Here is a 15,128-nt window from a genome sequence, read left to right as displayed (position 1 = left end):
TTGAACCGTCCCAGTCCGCTACGCTTCAATGTGGCGTGACGGGATCGGCGAATGGACCGTGTCGCCCGCAGATGTGCCAGCAACTCCTTCTTAAGTACGCCACGCGTCTGGATAAACAGGCTTCGATAGATCGTCTCATGTGAGACCCGTTTATCTTCCTCATCAGGATGTTTGCGCATCAACCAGCCTGCAATTTGTTGCGGGGACCATTTGCGCGTCAGCTTGGCTGATATCGCCCGACAGAGATAGACTTTGCCTGCCAACTTGCAGGGCTTTGGGCGGTGGGCACGGTCCCAGGCCGCGGCATCTGAGGGCGCTGCACGGTAAAGTTTGGCGCCACCATTACGCCTGACCTCGCGACTGATTGTGGATGCAGGTCGCTTTAATGCTTGGGCAATTGAACGCAGGGAGGCCTGCGCACGCAAGCCTCTGGATATCTCCTCTCGCTCGGCAAGTGTCAGAGCAAGCCGGGACCGGACGCGGTCCGGCGGGCGAATGCCGCCACTGCGAGCAAGGAGCGGATAGATCGAAGACGACTCGCGATCAAACAGCCGCCCAATCGAACTCATCGACTCTCCGCGTTGCCAGCGATCCCAGATATCTGACTTCTGTTTGTCCGTGAAGAATATGCGGCGACGATACTTCATGATGATCACTCCATCTCTCTCAAAAGATTAAAGTGTTGCATCGACCCGTTGAAACCGCCGCTCGAAGTAGCCCTTCACCCCCACACCCTTTCATCCTTCCCCAAATACTCAAAGCCCGCTCTTGACCCACGACTGAACGATCAGGGCTGCGGGGGTTTACAATGCGCGGATCGTGACCTCTTTTAGCGGGGACAAAACAGCAACCTTGGATTTTCATGACCACCGCCACCGTTCAGCGCTCTAACCTGATTGGCGCCGCCTTTGCCTTGGCGGCGGTGATGTGTTTTTCGATTAATGATGTGGGGATCAAGTTTCTCAGCGGCGATTACGCGCTGCACCAGATTGTGCTGATCCGCACACTCGTCGCCATCACCATCTTCTGCGCCCTGATCATGCCGTTCAATGGCGGTCTCAGTGTTCTTCGCACCCGTCGCCCGGGCGCTCACCTGCTCCGCGGCATCTGCGTGGTGCTGGCCAACACCTTCTTGTTTCTGGGCCTCTCGGCGATGCCCATCGCCGATGCGGTCGCGGTATTTTTCATCTCGCCACTGGTGATCACCGTCTTCTCGGTCATTTTCCTGCGCGAAACTGTGGGTTTGCGCCGCTGGGCCGCCATTATCGTGGGCTTTGTGGGGGTGATGATCATCGTCAAACCCGGCACTTCGGCGTTTCAGGTGGCCTCTCTTTTCCCAATGGTCGCGGCGGTGCTATATGCGGTCATGCATATGGTCGCCCGCAAGGTCGGCGGTACCGAATCCGCGCCCACCATGGCGATTTATATTATGCTTACCTTTCTGGTCGCCAGCACCGCCATGGGGCTTGCCACTGGTGGTGGCCGCTATGCCCACTACGATCACCCCTCGGCTGCTTTCCTTCTGCGCGTATGGGGACCGATCGATCCCGGGGACTGGCCGCTGTTGATCTTGCTGGGCGTCTCGGGCCTGTTTGGCGGGCTCTTTATCAGCCAGGCCTACCGGCTAAGCGAAGCCGCTTTTGCTGCGCCGTTTGAATATGTGGCGATGCCGATGGCAATCATGTGGGGGGTGACGGTTTTTGGCACATGGCCCGACCGCAGCGCATGGATCGGTATTGCGCTGATCATCGGATCGGGGCTCTATCTTTTGTGGCGCGAGTCGGTGAAGGATGAAACTCTGGCCACCGACGCCCCGACGTACCGGCGTTAGCGCCGCAAGACGAGAAAGGACCGCGCATGAACATCACGATGATCCCTTTTACCGAAGGCGAGGCCAATCTTGACTGGCGCGGGCTCTGCGCCGCCTTCGAGGCCGGGCATGCCCTGCCCAAGGCCGAGATTGCCGACACCTTCCTTTACCGCGATCCCGATACCCTGCTCAATCGTGCGGCCTGGATTGACGGGATGGGGCTTGCGGTGAAATCCGCCACGATCTTTCCGCGCAACTCCGACAAGGGCGAGGCAATGATCAACGGCGCGGTCAATCTCTATTCCGATGAAAACGGCATGCTTGAGGCAATTGTCGATTTCCACCTTGTCACCAAATGGAAAACCGCCGGCGATAGCCTTTTTGCGGCCACCCGTCTTGCCCGTCCCGATAGCGAAACGATCCTGATCGTGGGGGCCGGCACCGTCGGGCGCAATCTCTGGCAGGCCTATCGGTCTCTCTTTCCGAACGCCCGCTTTTCGGTCTGGAACCGCACCCGCGCCAATGCCGAAAAGATGGCCGCCGATTGCCCCGGCATGACCGTCGCCGACGATCTTGAAGCGGCGGTGCGCGGCGCGGATATCGTCACCTCTGCCACCATGTCGACCGAACCGCTGATCAAGGGCGACTGGTTGCAACCCGGCCAGCATATCGACCTTATCGGCGCCTATCGCCCCGACATGCGCGAAGCCGATGATGCCGCATTGCGACGCGCTCGGGTGTTTGTCGATAGCTATGACACCACCGTCGACCACATCGGCGAGATCAAGATCCCGCTTGAGGCGGGCGTCATCACCCGTGATCACCTTGTGGCCGATTACTATGAGCCCGCGCAATTCAAACGCCGCTCTGACGATGAAATCACCCTGTTCAAAAATGGTGGCGGTGCGCATCTCGATCTTATGACAAGCCGCTACATCCTTGATGCCTGGAGGGCCGCCGCATGATCTGGCTCTTGCTGATCCTTGGCCTTTTGGCGCTTTTGGTCGCCGCGCCCTATGTGATTGAGGCGCTCAAGCCGCGCATGGACGAGAGGGCGCGCCGCTCAGCGCCGGGCAAATTTGCCGACCTGTCGCGCGGGCGCACGCATTACCGCTGGCTTGGGGCGACGCGCGGGCCGGTGGCGGTTTGTGTACATGGGCTGACAACGCCGTCTTTCGTGTGGAACGGCCTTACGCCGGGGCTTGGGGCGCTTGGCTTTCGCGTGCTGATCTATGATCTTTACGGGCGCGGCTATTCCGATCGCCCGTCCGGCCCGCAGGATTCGGCCTTCTTTGTGACCCAGCTTGAAGAGCTGCTTGAGGATCAGGGCATTGACGGCGACATCACGCTTTTGGGCTATTCCATGGGCGGTTCTGTCGCCACCGCCTTTGCCGCGCTGTTTCCCGAACGCCTGCGCCAACTGGTTCTGATTGCCCCTGCCGGGCTTGGCCATGATCTCGGGCCGCTGGCCGAGCGCGTGAGCCAGGGCGGTTCGCTTGGCCGTTGGGCGATGCAGGCGTTTTTCGCCCGCTCTTTCCGCGAGGGCACCGAGGCAGAACGCGACTTGCCGATCTCGGTCGAGGGTATCGTCGACCTGCAACAAGGCGAATTGCGCTATCGCGGCTTTGTGCCCGCTGTCATCGCTTCGATCAACGGTATGGTCTCGGAGGATTTGCGCGAAGAGCATCGCGATATCTCCCAAAGCCGCGTTCCGGTGCTTGCGATCTGGGGCCGCGAAGATACCATCATCCCGCTCAGCAGCATGGGCGATCTGGCGCAATTGAACCGCGCCGCCCGCCAAGAGGTGATCGAGGGCGCCGGTCATGGCCTGACCTACACCCATAGCGACGAGGTGATCCACGCGATGCGCGATCTCATGCGCGACTGATCAGGCGGCCTGAAGGCTGCGTTCCCGCACGGGCAAATGCACGATGGCGCTGAAAAGTCCGATGCCGACGCCGATCCACCAAACCAGCGTGTAATCGCCGTTTAGATCATAGAGCTTGCCCCCAAGCCAGACGCCCATGAAGCTCCCGAGCTGGTGGGAAAAGAACACAATCCCGTAAAGCGTGCCCATGTAGCGAAGCCCATAGAGATGCGCGATCAATCCGCTGGTCAAAGGCACGGTCGCCAGCCAGAGCGCGCCCATCGAGACCGAGAACAACAACACCGTCGCGGGCGTGATGGGTGTCATGATGAAGGCCGCCGAAATCAGGGTGCGGCCCAGATAGATCATCGCCAGCAGATTTTTCTTGGAATACCGCTTGCCCAGCCACCCGGCGGTCAGCGTGCCGACGATATTGGCCAGCCCGATCAGCGAAATTGCCACCGCCCCTAGCGCCGAGGTGGTGGTGATGCCCATGCTGTGCAGCGCGCCGCCGGGGGCAATGGGGCCGCATAACTCGGTCACGAAGGCCGGGAAATGCGCGGTGATAAACCCAAGCTGATAGCCGCAGCTGAAAAAACCCAGAAAGATCAGGGTATAGGACGGATCGCGAAAGGCCTTACGCAGGATCGCGCCCATCGACTCCTCTAGCACGGCGCGATTGACTGGCTCTGGCGCACGCATCAGCGGCAGGACCGCGAGGCTTGCCAGAATGACGGCGGCAAAGATCAGGAACACCATTTGCCATGTCATCATGCCCAAAAGGTACTCGGCCACCGGCGCGCCAAAGACCTGACCGGCCGACCCGGCGGCGGTGGCGATGGCAAGGCTCATCGAGCGGTTTTCATCCGAACTTGCCCGCCCGACCACCGCAAGGATCACCCCAAAGCCAGTGCCGGCAATGCCAAAGCCAACAAGGATTTCATAAAGATGATGCGCCTCGGGCGTGACCGCGAAAGACGATAAAACCAACCCCGCCGCATAGGTCAGCGCGCCAATCACGATCGCCTTGCGGTCGCCCATCTTTTCGGCCAATGCGCCAAAGAACGGCTGACCAAAGCCCCAGGCGAGGTTTTGAATGGCAATGGCAAGCGAAAATTCCGCGCGGGGCCAGTTGAACTCGGCCGCGATCGGGATCTGGAACACCCCGAATGACCCGCGAATGGCGAAGGAAATCAAAATGATCGTACAGCCCGCAACAAGGACGGGGGTGAACAGGGGGGCCGATTTCTGCATGATGCTCTTTCAGCGAATTCCGCCGCAGTTTAGGGCCCCTGACCCGCCCGTCAATTCAGCCTTTGTGATGGGGCGCATCACAAGGGCGCGTCAGCCCAGCAATTGATCCATCATAGCGCTATCGGGATCGCAGAGCGCCTCGATGATATCGAAATGGTGACGGTCTTCGGCCACGTGATGCGCGGCGCCCCAAGCCTCGGCAAGCCATTGCGCCTGATCAAGGAAAACGGGCCGTTCATCGGCGCCGACCCAGACGGTGACCGGCACGCTCGGTGGCGCCATGAGGGCCGGGCTTTCGGCCTCGGCTGCGGCCAGATCAAGCCGGAAATCGGCGTTCATCGAGGTCTCTAACAAGGGGCGCAGATCAGAGACCGGCGAAATCGGCATGACATGATGCAACCGTGCGGCCACCTCTTTGGGCAAGACCCCAGGCATGCCCATCCGCGCCACAAGATGCCCGCCCGCCGAATGCCCGACCAGGGCAATCGGCCCGTCAAAGCGCCCTGCCGCCGCCGTCACCGCGCGCGCGATCTGTGCCGTGATATCGGCGATCCGTACCTCGGGGCACAGGTCATAAGACGGCATCGCCACCGCCCAGCCCCTCGCAAGCGCGCCCGCCGCCAGATGCGACCAGAACGAGCGATGAAACCTGATCCAGTATCCGCCATGCACGAAGACCATCAAACCCTTGGCTGTGCCCTCGGGATGAAACAGGTCAAACGCCTGCCGTTCGCTCGGGCCATAGGAGATGCCAAGCTCGGCCCGCCCCTCTGCCACACGCGCGTCACGAAATGCCTGCGCCTCGGCGCTCCAGCGTGCGGGATACTCTGTGCCCCCCGGAATATAGGGGACATTGGCATATGCATCATCCAGTTTCACACCGCTTTCCTTCCTGTCTGGGCCTAGACATTCCTACCCCAAGGTGCTTTGCCTTTGCGAGATGAAAAGACAGGAGGCGACTGCGCCATGACCAAGACCGATCTGAAATCCATGCTCAAAGACCCCAGCCTTCTGGCCGAAAAGGCCTATATCGGCGGCGAATGGGTTGATGGTGATAACGGGACATTCGAGGTCACCAACCCCGCGCGGGGCGACGTGATTGCAAATGTTGCCGATTTGAGCCGTGCGCAGGTGGCCCGTGCCATCGCCGCGGCCGCGGCTGCGCAAAAGGAATGGGCGAAATGGACCGGCAAGGAACGGGCCGCTGTCATGCGCAAGTTCTTCGACCTGATGATGGAAAACCAGCATGATCTGGGCGTTATCCTGACCGCCGAACAGGGCAAGCCGCTTGCCGAAGCCAAGGGCGAGATCGCCTATGGCGCGGCCTTCATCGAGTTCTTCGGCGAAGAGGCCAAGCGCATCTACGGCGAAACCATCCCCGGCCATCAGCGCGACAAACGCATCACCGTGATCAAACAGCCGATCGGTGTTGTCGCCTCGATCACGCCGTGGAACTTTCCCAACGCGATGATCACCCGTAAGGCCGCGCCGGCGCTTGCGGCGGGCTGTGCCTTTGTCGGTCGTCCGGCGGCGGAAACACCGCTTTCGGCCACCGTCATGGCGGTGCTGGCCGAACGCGCGGGCATTCCGGCGGGCGTGTTCAACATTGTGCCCTCGTCGCGCTCCTCCGACATCGGCAAGGAATTCTGTGAAAACCCCGCCGTGCGCAAGATCACCTTTACCGGCTCGACCGAAGTGGGGCGTATCCTTTTACGTCAGGCCGCCGATCAGGTGATGAAATGCTCGATGGAACTGGGCGGCAACGCGCCGTTCATCGTGTTTGACGATGCCGATCTTGATGCCGCCGTCGAGGGCGCAATCCTGTGCAAATTCCGCAATAACGGCCAGACCTGTGTCTGTGCCAACCGGATTTACGTGCAGGCCGGCGTTTACGATGCCTTTGCCGAAAAGCTCAAGGTGGCGGTCAGCAACCTCAAGATCGGTGACGGCATGGAAGACGGCGTTGCCCTTGGGCCGCTGATCAATTCCGATGCCATCACCAAGGTTCAGGAACACGTGGCGGATGCCAAGGCCAAGGGCGCGCAAGTGATCCTTGGCGGCGGTGACCCGATGCAGGGTGAGGGCTTTTTCCTTCCGCCGACCATCATCACCGGCGCTACGCAGGAGATGCAGGTTGCCACCGATGAAACCTTTGGCCCCTTCGCGCCGCTCTTCAAGTTCGAGAACGAGGATGACGTGATTGCCATGGCCAATGACACGATCTTTGGTCTGGCGAGCTATTTCTACGCCAAGGACCTGAGCCGCGTCTACAAGGTCGCCGAAGCGCTTGAATATGGCATCGTCGGTGTCAACACCGGCATCATTTCAACCGAAGTCGCGCCCTTTGGCGGGGTCAAGCAATCGGGCCTTGGTCGCGAAGGCAGCCATCACGGCATCGAGGACTTCCTTGAAATGAAATACATCTGCATGAGCGTCTGATAACGCGGCACTCGACCATGGGCGGGGCAATGGCTAGGATAGGGTACAACGACCCGTCCGCGCAAAGGAAGCAACAGATGTCCCGCCTCATTGCCTTGGCCTGTCTCATGGCCCTGATATCGCCGGTCTCCGCCTCTGCGCAAGACGACGGCGCCCGCATCATCAAGGGCGGACTTGGCTATGCGCAACGCATCGCCCTGCCACCCGAAGCGCGCGCCACCGTGGTCGTTGAGGGCCACTTTGGAAGCATGCTTGGCGAGACCACCGTCAGCGCCGATGGCCAGCAGGTGCCGCTTGGCTTCGAGGTTACGGTGCCCGCTGATCTTTCCGGGCGTCTGAGCACGGTCATTCACATTCAGGGTCAGCCCCGCTGGGTTCTGCGTGATGTGGGGTTCGGCGCGGGAAGTGAGCCGCTTGACCTTGGTACCCTGATCCTCGAACCGGTCACGCCGATGGCGTTTGCCGTCGATTTTACCTGTGGCGACCTGGCGGTTTCAGTCGGGCTCCTGGGTCGGGAAATGATCCTGCGTTCCGAGGGTCGCGATATCACACTTGCCGCCGTTGAATCGGCTGCCGGTGGGCGCTATGTCGGCGTGAATGATCCCGAAACAGAGGTCACCACCGACGGCAATATGACGGTGATCCGCCTTGAGGGGCGCGACCTACCGGACTGCCAAAAGACAGAGCCGCCACATCGCGCAGCCTATCGTGCGGGCGGAAACGAGCCGGGGTGGTCGGTTGTGTTTGATGGCGACAGTGCCGAAATCACCGCCGATTATGGCGAAATCCGTCGCAGCGCCGCGCGCCCCGATGTGCAGGTCACCCCCGGCGCCTATACGTTTTACATGCCCTCTGCGGGCGCGCGGCTTACGGTCCATGACCGGATTTGCAAGGATGATGCCACCGGCATGCCGCACCCCCATACCGCGCTATTGGCCCTCGGCGACCGTGAATTCCGGGGCTGCGGCGGCAACCCGTTGGAGTTGCTGACCGGAGCGGTCTGGCAGGTGATGCGCCTTGGCGATAGCCCGCTGGTCGAACCAGAGCGATTGACGCTGAACTTTGTCGCGCCCGATCGCGTGGCTGGCAGCACAGGATGCAACCGAATGGTCGGCGGGTTTAGTCTGACCGGCGAGGGGATGCATTTCGGCGCAATGGGCAGCACGATGATGGCCTGCCCTGCGCCGCTTATGGAACAGGAACGCCGGATGCTGGATGCGCTTGAACAGGTGACCCGCTTTGACATCGCGGATGACGGCGCGCTCTACCTCATCGGCGATCAAAGCGCCGCGCCGCTGTTGATGGCGCGCCGCCCCTGACCCATGAGTGCTTGCGTCAAAGACAAATGCCGCCACCGGCATCCCGGCGGCGGCACGTTCATCGGCTAACCCGTGGTGGGCCTAGTTGACGCTTTTGGCGTCGACCACGTCCTGTTTCACGGCGTCACCGCTGGCAATCTCGATCTGGCGCGGCTTGAGCGCTTCGGGCATCTCGCGCATCAGGTCGATATGCAGCATACCATCGGCATGGGTGGCCCCGGTCACGCGCACATGATCGGCAAGATGAAAGCGGCGCTCGAAGGCGCGCGTCGCAATGCCGCGATGCAGATAGGTGCGGGCGTCATCATCCTCGGCCTTGCGGGCCGAGACCACAAGCGCGCGGTCTTTTACCTCAACCGACAGATCGGGGCCGGAAAACCCGGCAACGGCGATGGAAATGCGATAGGCATCATCGGCGGTTTTCTCGATGTTATAAGGCGGATAGGTCGGCTGGGCGACATCGCTTGATAGAACCCGGTCCATCATGTCTGCGATCTGGTCAAAGCCAACAGTGGCCCGGTAAAGCGGGGCAAGGTCAAAATTTCGCATGGTCATCCTCCATTGAGCGATACCTGATGTGTGCCTTCCCTGAGGGGACAGGCATGGATATGTCCGGCCCGCGAGGCGGCACCGGATATCTATAATTTGGGGGGCCTATTTTGCGGTTTCAAGACCTGCCATGCAGAGATCAGGGTTTGGCGAATTTCGCACCCGAGGCACGCCGGTTGGTGCCAACTTCGATCCGTCGAAACCCTGTGTCGGCCGCCGTCGCAGGCAAGGCCGCCCGCAGGTCACGCTTGAGGGTCGCAACCACGTCAGGCAGGTCCATGCCATAGGCGATCTTTTCGGCGCTGTCCCAATTACCGCCACTGACCAGCGAGAGAATACGCGCGCGGTTTCCATCGCGGGCAAAGACCGGCGCGCCGGACGAGCCGAAGATCACGTCGCAATTGAATTCCATGATCCCCTCTGCGCGCCAGTTCAGCCCGCATTCGCGTTGCCATGAAGGGGCTTTGTCGCGGTTGGCGCCGTAGGAGACGACGCTGACGCGCTGTCCCTTGGTGCCACGGCCATGCAGGCGAAAAGGCGCAGCGATCGAGGCCGGAATCGGCTCTGAAAGCTCTAAAAGGGCGACATCCCGGCGGATATTCTCGGCAGTCATCCCTGCACGCGGATCATAGCCCCTGGCCGCGACGTAGCGGGCCACGCCGCGTTCGGCGATGACCACCCCGTCGCGCAGCCCGGCGCGAAAGTGGATTTCGGCGGCATCAACCGCTCTTCCCTGTTTGTCATAGACGCAATGCGCGGCTGTCAGCACCTGGTCAGGGGCGATCAGAACGCCGGTGCAAAAGCCGCCCTTGCCGATATCGACACGGCCCACGGCCTCCCATCCGAAAAGATCATCACGGTCGGTCAGCCGGATAAGACCACTGGTTTCGGCCAGTGCGCCGCTGGCAGGCAAGAGCATGGCAAGGATAATCGGCAGAAGGGTGCGCAACACTGTCATGGCTTTAAGAACTTGGCCCCGGTATTGCGATTTGTGCCGCTGGTGAACATCTTCGGGGCGGCGTCCTGAAACACGCCCTGACCCGCATCCAAAGCGGCGCGCAGAACCCGCAGCGGATCATCAAGCTGCGTGCCAAGCGAAACCTTGCGCCCGTCCACCTCGGCCATGGCCGATACCACCGAGACGATACGCGGCGTGCCGCCCTCAAAGCTAAAGATCGGCGCGCCGGATGATCCGTAAATGACGTCGCAGGACATCACCAGCACACCTTGCTGGCGGGCCAGAACCTCACATATATTCTGAAGCGAAGGTGCCTCGGCGCGGTCCTCGCCATAGCTGACAACGCCGATTCTCTGGCCCTTGCGCGGGCGTTCGTCGGTTTCAAACGGGGTCACGCGGGTATTCTTGATCGGATGGTGGAGCTCTAACAGGGCTACATCGTGGCGCACGCGTTCCGCCGTCACGCCACTGGCAAAATCATAGTCGGGATGGGTCACCGCGCGCCGGACCGAACGATAGGCCGCAGCGCGCCCGTTGCGCCACCCGGCCTTGAATTCGATCTGCGCCGGATCAATCCGGATGCCGCTTGTCTTGTCATAAAGGCAATGCGCCGCTGTCAAAACCAGATCGGGCGCGACCAGAGAGCCGGTGCAAAACCCCTTGCCGGCCAGTTCAAGGCGGCCAACCGCCTCCCACTGACGGGTGTCATCGCCGGTATCCAGTCGCTCAAGGCGGCTATCCTGTGCCCATGCGCCATTCGCAAACAGCAAGATCGACAGCGACAGATATATCGTGCGCAGCATGGCCCCTCCGGAAGTGTACTACACGTGGGTTAACAGGTTTTTGGGGCCAAAATTGGGCGCATTAACGTAGAATGGGAACCCCGGTCATACCCTGCGCCGCGCGCTCCATCGCGGGCGGTTTTGGCCCGCCTGTGGCCCAGTCCAAAAGCTCGACAGTATGCACAATCGGCACCCCGGTGGCCGACCCGATCTGCATCATGCAACCGATATTGCCGGCCGCGATCACATCGGGGTTCCTGGCCTCAAGCGTGCGCACCTTGCGTTCCTTGAGTTGCTTCGAGATTTCCGGCTGCATCAGGTTATAGGTGCCCGCTGAGCCACAGCAAAGGTGGCTATCGGTCGGTTCAACCACGCCAAACCCGGCCCGTTTCAACAGGTCCTTGGGGTAGGTCTTGATCTGTTGGCCGTGCTGCAAAGAACAGGCTGCGTGATAGGCGACGGTCATCTCCGGCGCGCCGCCCGTCGGCAGGTCAAGCTGCATCAGAACCTCTGAGACATCCATCGCGATGCCCGACACCCGCGCGGCATCACTAGCAAGCGCGTCATGGCGGAACATATGGCCGTAATCCTTGACCGTGGTGCCACAGCCCGAGGTGTTGATCACGATCGCATCAAGCCCCTCGCCATCCATTTCCCGCGCCCAGGCGCGGATATTTTTGGCGGCGGTGCGGTGGCTTTCGTCGGATTTGCCCATGTGATGCGTCAGAGCGCCACAGCACCCGGCGCCCTCTGCCACCACAACCTCGCAGCCAAGCCGCGTCAAAAGCCGGATCGTGGCGTCGTTGATATCGGTATTGAGCGCCTTTTGCGCACAGCCCGTCATCAGCGCCACCCGCTTTTTACGCGCGCCCTTGGGCGCAAAGCTTTGCGGGTCGTCATTGCGGCTGACCGGCGGGATTTGCCTGGGCGCCATTTCAAGCATCGCGCGCAGCCGTGCATCGGGCATCAGCCGTGCAAAGGGCCGCCCGATCTTGGCCCCCAACAGGGCAAGGCGAAACCGCGTCGGATAGGGCAGGATACGCGCCAAGAGCCAGCGCAGCGCGCGATCACCAAGCGGGCGCTTGTAGCGTTCCTCGATATATTCCCGTGCGTGATCAACAAGATGCATGTAATGCACCCCCGACGGACAGGTCGTCATACAGGCCAGACAGGACAGGCAGCGATCAATATGCTTGACCGTCTTGGCATCCGGCACGCGGTTGTTTTCAAGCATATCCTTGATCAGGTAAATCCGGCCTCGCGGGCTATCAAGTTCGTCGCCAAGCACCTGGTAGGTGGGGCAGGTCGCGGTGCAGAACCCGCAATGCACGCAAGAGCGCAGAATTTCGTTCGCGCGCGTGATTTTCGGGTCTTTCAGCTGTTCTGCGGTAAATTCGGTTTTCATATCTATGCCACCATCTATGCGGTTTCAGGCCCAAACGGGCGACGGGGTCGGCGGGCCGCTCAGGCCGCCTGTCCCTGTGTCATAAGTCCTGGATTGAGAATTTGCCTTGGGTCGAATTTCCGGCGCAGCCCGTCCTGAAGCGCGGCCACAGCGGGCGAAAGCGGCTGGAACGCACCCGCCGACGTGTTGCCGCGGATCAGGGTGGCATGCCCGCCAATACGCCCAACGGCGGCGCGGATACTGGCCGCATTCACGCCCGACCCCTCTGGCGCCAAAAGCCAGACAAGACCGCCACCCCAGTCATAAAACGCCTCTGCCCCGGACAGGCTGGCCACGACCCCTGGTGCGTCACTCGGCTTGACCGATAGCCGCCAGACATCGCCGTCGCGTCCCTGAAACGGCATTACGTCACGAATATACTCCCAGCCTGCGGCGGTTTTCGCCGGGTCGGTTTCCAGCGTGAAATCTCCGAATCCCGCCAGAACCTTGCCCAATGCTTCGGCGCGATACGCGACCGAACTTTCAAACCCCTCAAGCCGGATCATCGTTACCGGCGCCCCGTCCAGACCCTTTTGCAGATGCGCCGCCCCGCTCACTTCATAGGGCGAGCCAAGCGCGCGACTTAGCGCTGTGACCGCCAGGTCATCGGTCAATCCTTCGATCAGCATCACACCGCTAGCGCGCGGCTTCGGAAGCACCTTGAGCGACACTTCGGTCAGTACGCCCAATGTGCCGTAACTGCCGGCCATCAGCTTGACCAGATCATAGCCGGTGACGTTCTTCATCACCCGACCACCGTTCTTGATGATCTGCCCGCGGCCATCGACAAAGCGCACGCCAAGCATGAAATCACGCGCCGCGCCGGATTGAATGCGTCGCGGACCGCTGACATTTGCCGCCGCCACCCCGCCAATCGTCGGTGTGCCGGTGGTGCCCAGCAATCCGCGGTGATCCATCGGCTCAAAAGCAAGGCGTTGCCCCTCGACAGCCAAAGCGGCCTCGATCTCGGCCACAGGCGTGCCGGCCTTGGCCACAAGTGTCAGCGATCCGGGCTCATATAGCTCGATCCCCGACAGGGCGCTGGTGCTCAGGACCGTGCCGCGGGTGGGCGTCCCGATAGGGCGGGTGCCACCGCCCTGAATACGCAGCGGCGCGTCGGCCTCGGCGACGATCCGGGCAAGATCGTCCTCGGTTTTGGGTGTCAGCATGTTGGAAATCCTTTCGCCGATCAGGCGGCCACGTCGCGATGCGAATCCGAGGACAAAAGCGGAAAGACCTTGGCCGGATTCAGAAGCCACTTGGCGTCGAACACGTCCTTGACCGCCATCTGCGCTTCAAGATCGGCGGGGGCATATTGGTAGGTCATAAGATCACGCTTCTCGATGCCAACCCCATGCTCGCCAGTCAGACAACCGCCGACCTCAACACACAGCTTGAGGATTTCGGCCCCGAAATCTTCGCACAGCTCAAGATCGCCGGGCTTGTTGGCATCAAACAGGATCAGCGGGTGCATGTTGCCATCGCCCGCGTGAAACACATTGGCGACATCAAGGCCGAATTCCTTGCTCATCTCGCCAATCCGCTTGAGGACATGCGGCAGCTCGCTAACCGGAATCGTGCCATCGAGGCACATGTAATCGTTGATCTGTCCCATCGCCCCAAAGGCCGATTTGCGGCCCAGCCAGATCTTGGCGCTTTCCTCGGCCGAGCGGCTCTGGCGCAGCTCGACCGGGTTGTGACGGCGCGCGATCTCTTCGATCAGGGCTAGCTGTTCGTCGATCTCGGCATCCGAGCCCTCGACCTCGACGATCAAAAGCGCCTCGCACATCGGATAGCCGGCCTTGGCAAAATCCTCGGTGGCCTCGATGCAGGGGCGATCCATGAATTCGATAGCCACCGGCAGAACGCCCGCCCTGATGATGTCTGACACACAGGCGCCGGCCACTTCATTGCTGTCAAACCCGATCAACACGGGGCGCGCGCCTTCGGGCTTGTGCAGGATGCGCAGGGTCGCCTCGGTGACAACGCCAAGCTGTCCTTCAGAGCCACAGATAAGCCCCAAAAGATCAAGGCCCTCGGCATCAAGGAACGTCCCGCCGATCTCGGTCACGGTGCCATCCATAAGCACCATGGTGACGCCCATCAGGTTATTGGTCGTCACCCCGTATTTCAGACAATGCGCCCCGCCCGAATTCATCGCGATATTGCCGGCGATTGCACAGGCAAGCTGGGATGACGGATCGGGAGCGTAGAAAAAGCCGTTTTCCTCGACTGCGCCGGTCACGCTCAGGTTGGTGCGTCCGGTCTGAACCTTGATAAAGCGGTTCTCGTAATCGGTTTCAAGCACGTCACTCAGGCGCGCGACCCCGAGAATCACGCTATCGGCGGTCGGCAAGGCCCCGCCCGCCAGAGAGGTGCCAGAGCCGCGCGGCACAACCGGCACGCCCATCTCGTGGCAGATCCGAAGCGTATCAGATACCTCTTTCGTGCTTGCCGGCAGAACGGCCAGCAGGGGAGCGCACTTATAAGCCGTCAGAGCATCACATTCGTAAACGCGGGTTTCCGACGGATCAGAAATCACCGCGTCATTCGGCATAACCTCTTGCAAGCGCTTGATAAGCTCGGCCTTTTTGGCGATGATTTCCGGCTTTGGGGTTGGCATTTCCATGGTCGCACTCCCTATGATTGGTAATAAAATATAACCAATTTTTGCTTATGGCAAGTCAAACCTTCCGGCGGTACTGT

Annotated in this window: 14 protein-coding genes; 5 read left to right on the top strand and 9 right to left on the bottom strand. The window is 61.0% G+C overall.

Annotated elements, in window-relative coordinates:
• Positions 1-647: helix-turn-helix domain-containing protein (locus BUB78_RS20090; RefSeq protein ID WP_170865045.1), on the bottom strand; the 647-nt coding region annotated here is incomplete at its 3' end.
• A 215-nt stretch (positions 648-862) separates the two neighbouring features.
• Here BUB78_RS20090 and BUB78_RS10265 point away from each other — a divergent pair.
• From BUB78_RS10265 to BUB78_RS10255, 3 genes are read left to right on the top strand one after another with little or no spacing between them, the layout of a single operon-like run.
• Positions 863-1,831, top strand: coding sequence for a DMT family transporter (locus tag BUB78_RS10265; protein WP_073197773.1), 969 nt, complete (start codon positions 863-865; stop codon positions 1,829-1,831).
• Between the two features lie 26 nt (positions 1,832-1,857).
• Positions 1,858-2,775 carry an ornithine cyclodeaminase family protein gene (locus BUB78_RS10260; protein WP_073197771.1) on the top strand — a complete coding sequence of 306 codons (918 nt, stop codon included), beginning with the start codon at positions 1,858-1,860 and terminating at the stop codon, positions 2,773-2,775.
• A complete protein-coding gene (locus BUB78_RS10255; RefSeq protein ID WP_073197769.1) occupies positions 2,772-3,698 on the top strand; it encodes an alpha/beta fold hydrolase in 927 nt (308 codons plus the stop codon). Before BUB78_RS10260 ends, BUB78_RS10255 begins: the two co-directional genes overlap by 4 nt.
• Here the strand turns inward: BUB78_RS10255 and BUB78_RS10250 are convergent, their stop codons facing one another.
• Positions 3,699-4,931 carry an MFS transporter gene (locus BUB78_RS10250; RefSeq protein ID WP_073197767.1) on the bottom strand — a complete coding sequence of 411 codons (1,233 nt, stop codon included), beginning with the start codon at positions 4,929-4,931 and terminating at the stop codon, positions 3,699-3,701.
• A 90-nt stretch (positions 4,932-5,021) separates the two neighbouring features.
• The gene (locus tag BUB78_RS10245; protein WP_073197764.1) at positions 5,022-5,810 is read right to left on the bottom strand and encodes an alpha/beta hydrolase; all 789 of its coding nucleotides are present in this window, start codon (positions 5,808-5,810) and stop codon (positions 5,022-5,024) included.
• 87 nt (positions 5,811-5,897) lie between these two features.
• On the opposite strand from BUB78_RS10245, the gene BUB78_RS10240 reads away from it, so the two are divergent.
• The gene (locus BUB78_RS10240) at positions 5,898-7,370 is read left to right on the top strand and encodes an NAD-dependent succinate-semialdehyde dehydrogenase (RefSeq protein WP_073197762.1); all 1,473 of its coding nucleotides are present in this window, start codon (positions 5,898-5,900) and stop codon (positions 7,368-7,370) included.
• Between the two features lie 77 nt (positions 7,371-7,447).
• A complete protein-coding gene (locus BUB78_RS10235; protein WP_073197760.1) occupies positions 7,448-8,689 on the top strand; it encodes an META domain-containing protein in 1,242 nt (413 codons plus the stop codon).
• Between the two features lie 81 nt (positions 8,690-8,770).
• Here the strand turns inward: BUB78_RS10235 and BUB78_RS10230 are convergent, their stop codons facing one another.
• From BUB78_RS10230 to BUB78_RS10205, 6 genes are all read right to left on the bottom strand, one after another.
• Complete coding sequence (locus tag BUB78_RS10230; protein ID WP_073197815.1) at positions 8,771-9,238, bottom strand: Hsp20 family protein; 468 nt, start codon at positions 9,236-9,238, stop codon at positions 8,771-8,773.
• Positions 9,239-9,377: 139 nt separating this feature from the next.
• A complete protein-coding gene (locus BUB78_RS10225) occupies positions 9,378-10,196 on the bottom strand; it encodes a trypsin-like serine peptidase (protein ID WP_073197757.1) in 819 nt (272 codons plus the stop codon).
• On the bottom strand, positions 10,193-10,999 hold the full coding sequence (locus BUB78_RS10220; protein WP_073197755.1) for a trypsin-like serine peptidase: 807 nt from the start codon (positions 10,997-10,999) through the stop codon (positions 10,193-10,195). Before BUB78_RS10220 ends, BUB78_RS10225 begins: the two co-directional genes overlap by 4 nt.
• Positions 11,000-11,060: 61 nt before the next feature.
• Complete coding sequence (glcF, locus tag BUB78_RS10215; RefSeq protein ID WP_073197753.1) at positions 11,061-12,383, bottom strand: glycolate oxidase subunit GlcF; 1,323 nt, start codon at positions 12,381-12,383, stop codon at positions 11,061-11,063.
• 59 nt (positions 12,384-12,442) lie between these two features.
• Positions 12,443-13,588 carry a glycolate oxidase subunit GlcE gene (gene glcE, locus BUB78_RS10210; protein ID WP_073197813.1) on the bottom strand — a complete coding sequence of 382 codons (1,146 nt, stop codon included), beginning with the start codon at positions 13,586-13,588 and terminating at the stop codon, positions 12,443-12,445.
• Positions 13,589-13,611: 23 nt separating this feature from the next.
• Entirely contained in the window at positions 13,612-15,051 is a 1,440-nt protein-coding gene (locus BUB78_RS10205; protein ID WP_073197751.1) for an FAD-linked oxidase C-terminal domain-containing protein, read from the bottom strand.
• Between the last annotated feature and the right edge of the window lie 77 nt (positions 15,052-15,128).

It is taken from the genome of Roseovarius marisflavi (assembly GCF_900142625.1).
GTDB lineage: Bacteria > Pseudomonadota > Alphaproteobacteria > Rhodobacterales > Rhodobacteraceae > Roseovarius > Roseovarius marisflavi.
Note: the sequence above shows the minus strand (reverse complement) of the source record. Positions and strands in the feature narration are given on the sequence as shown.

Bases quoted from the DNA above. Each gene is read 5' to 3' on its own strand.
- BUB78_RS10220 (WP_073197755.1), bottom strand. From the start codon at position 10,999: ATGCTGCGCACGATATATCTGTCGCTGTCGATCTTGCTGTTTGCGAAT.
- BUB78_RS10230 (WP_073197815.1), bottom strand. From the start codon at position 9,238: ATGCGAAATTTTGACCTTGCCCCGCTTTACCGGGCCACTGTTGGCTTT.
- BUB78_RS10225 (WP_073197757.1), bottom strand. From the start codon at position 10,196: ATGACAGTGTTGCGCACCCTTCTGCCGATTATCCTTGCCATGCTCTTG.
- BUB78_RS10235 (WP_073197760.1), top strand. From the start codon at position 7,448: ATGTCCCGCCTCATTGCCTTGGCCTGTCTCATGGCCCTGATATCGCCG.
- glcF (WP_073197753.1), bottom strand. From the start codon at position 12,383: ATGAAAACCGAATTTACCGCAGAACAGCTGAAAGACCCGAAAATCACG.
- BUB78_RS10255 (WP_073197769.1), top strand. From the start codon at position 2,772: ATGATCTGGCTCTTGCTGATCCTTGGCCTTTTGGCGCTTTTGGTCGCC.
- BUB78_RS10265 (WP_073197773.1), top strand. From the start codon at position 863: ATGACCACCGCCACCGTTCAGCGCTCTAACCTGATTGGCGCCGCCTTT.
- BUB78_RS10250 (WP_073197767.1), bottom strand. From the start codon at position 4,931: ATGCAGAAATCGGCCCCCCTGTTCACCCCCGTCCTTGTTGCGGGCTGT.
- BUB78_RS10260 (WP_073197771.1), top strand. From the start codon at position 1,858: ATGAACATCACGATGATCCCTTTTACCGAAGGCGAGGCCAATCTTGAC.
- BUB78_RS10205 (WP_073197751.1), bottom strand. From the start codon at position 15,051: ATGGAAATGCCAACCCCAAAGCCGGAAATCATCGCCAAAAAGGCCGAG.
- BUB78_RS10240 (WP_073197762.1), top strand. From the start codon at position 5,898: ATGACCAAGACCGATCTGAAATCCATGCTCAAAGACCCCAGCCTTCTG.